The 2,360-nt window shown below is 65.6% G+C and carries 2 protein-coding genes; both read left to right on the top strand.

Annotated features, from left to right (window positions below):
* On the top strand, positions 1-1,227 hold a 1,227-nt coding region (atpA, locus tag EOA75_RS31935), incomplete at its 5' end, for a F0F1 ATP synthase subunit alpha (RefSeq protein ID WP_127326077.1).
* A gap of 34 nt (positions 1,228-1,261) precedes the next feature.
* Positions 1,262-2,146, top strand: a complete 885-nt coding sequence (locus tag EOA75_RS31930; RefSeq protein WP_067001531.1) for a F0F1 ATP synthase subunit gamma — start codon at positions 1,262-1,264, stop codon at positions 2,144-2,146.
* Positions 2,147-2,360 lie beyond the last annotated feature (214 nt).

Raw genomic sequence — 2,360 nt, 5'->3', positions numbered from 1 at the left:
GGCCTGCTCGGCCGCGTGGTCGACGCGCTCGGCAATCCGATCGACGGCAAGGGCCCGATCCAGGCGACCGAACGCCGCCGCGTCGACGTCAAGGCGCCCGGCATCATTCCGCGCAAGTCGGTGCATGAGCCGATGTCGACCGGCCTCAAGGCCATCGACGCGCTGATCCCGGTCGGCCGCGGTCAGCGCGAGCTGGTCATCGGCGACCGTCAGACCGGCAAGACCGCCATCATCCTCGACACGATGCTGAACCAGAAGTCGGTGCACGACAACGGCCCGGAGAAGGAGAAGCTCTACTGCGTCTACGTCGCTGTCGGCCAGAAGCGCTCGACCGTCGCGCAGTTCGTCAAGGTGCTCGAGGAGCGCGGCGCGCTCGACTACTCCATCATCATCGCCGCCACCGCGTCGGATCCGGCGCCGATGCAGTTCCTGGCGCCGTTCGCCGGCTGCACCATGGGCGAATATTTCCGCGACAATGGCATGCATGCCCTCATCAGCTATGACGACCTGTCGAAGCAGGCCGTCGCCTACCGCCAGATGTCGCTGCTGCTGCGCCGCCCGCCGGGTCGCGAAGCCTATCCGGGCGACGTGTTCTACCTGCATTCGCGCCTGCTGGAGCGCGCCGCGAAGCTCAATGACGATAATGGCAACGGCTCGCTGACCGCGCTGCCCATCATCGAGACGCAGGCCAACGACGTGTCGGCATACATCCCGACCAACGTGATCTCGATCACCGACGGCCAGATCTTCCTCGAGACCAACCTCTTCTTCCAGGGCATCCGCCCGGCGGTGAACGTCGGTCTGTCAGTGTCGCGCGTCGGCTCCTCGGCGCAGGTCAAGGCGATGAAGCAGGTCGCCGGCTCGATCAAGGGCGAGCTCGCGCAGTACCGCGAAATGGCGGCCTTCGCGCAGTTCGGCTCCGACCTCGACGCCGCCACCCAGCGTCTGCTCAATCGCGGTTCGCGCCTGACGGAGCTCCTGAAGCAGCCGCAGTTCTCGCCGCTCAAGACCGAAGAGCAGGTCGCAGTGATCTTCGCCGGCGTCAATGGCTATCTCGACAAACTGGCGCTGAACCAGGTCGGCAAGTTCGAGCACGGCCTGCTCAGCCACATGCGCTCGGCCGGCAAGGACGTGCTCGACGGCATCCGCAAGGAGAAGGCGCTGTCGGACGACTTGCGCGGCAAGCTCAAGGCCGAGATCGACGCCTTCGCCAAGACCTTCGCTTAACGAACAGCCGGACGCACGGGATCAGGTTTGAAGCATGCCTTCATTAAAAGACCTTCGTAACCGTATCGCCTCGGTCAAGGCGACGCAGAAGATCACCAAGGCGATGCAGATGGTCGCCGCGGCGAAGCTGCGTCGCGCGCAGGAAGCGGCCGAAGCGGCGCGTCCCTATTCCGAGCGGATGGGGGCGGTGCTGGCCAACATCACCCAGGCGATTGGCGGCGGCGGCGATGCCCCGGCGCTGATGACGGGCACCGGCAGGGACGACGTGCATCTGCTCATCGTCTGCACCGCCGAGCGCGGCCTGTGCGGCGGCTTCAATTCCCAGATCGCGCGCCTGGCCCGCGAGCATATTCGTAAGCTTCTCGCCGACGGCAAGCAGGTCAAGATCATCTGCGTCGGCAAGAAGGGTTTTGACATCCTGCGCCGCGAGTACGGCTCGCTGATCCTCGAGCGCGTCGACCTGCGCGAGGTCAAGACGCTCGGCTTCGTCAATGCCGATGCGATCGCGCGCAAGGTGATCAACCTGTTCAACCAGGGCGGCTTCGACGTCTGCACGCTTTTCTATTCGCAGTTCAAGTCGGTGATCAGCCAGATTCCGACGGCGCAGCAGATCATCCCGGCGGCCCCTGCTTCCGCCGCTGCCGAGACGAGCAACGGCGCCACGGCCGTCTACGAATACGAGCCGGAGCCGGGCGAGATCCTCTCCGACCTCATCCCGCGCAACATCGCGGTGCAGATCTTCCGCGCGCTGCTGGAAAACGCGGCCGGCGAGATGGGCGCCAAGATGAGCGCGATGGACAATGCGACGCGCAACGCCGGCGACATGATCAACAGGCTGTCGATTACCTACAATCGCCAGCGGCAGGCGCAGATCACCAAGGAACTCATCGAAATCATTTCGGGCGCCGAGGCGCTCTAGGCGCGCCCCGCCGCCGAGGCCATCGACCTCGCGGCAGAAGGCGTGAGCAACAGACAGACGAAAAGGGCAAAGACGATGGCGAAAGCAGCTACCCCGAAGACCGCCGCCAAGGCGGCACCGGCCCCCAAGGCGGCAAAGGCTCCGGCAGCAGCCGCGAATGCCGCTCCGGCCAAGAAGGCGGCCGCTCCGGCCAAGGCAGCGGCTCCGGCGAAGG

This window comes from Mesorhizobium sp. M1A.F.Ca.IN.022.07.1.1 (assembly GCF_003997575.1).
Lineage (GTDB): Bacteria > Pseudomonadota > Alphaproteobacteria > Rhizobiales > Rhizobiaceae > Mesorhizobium.
The sequence above is the reverse complement of the archived record's forward strand: the minus strand, read 5'-3'. Positions and strand labels throughout refer to the sequence as shown.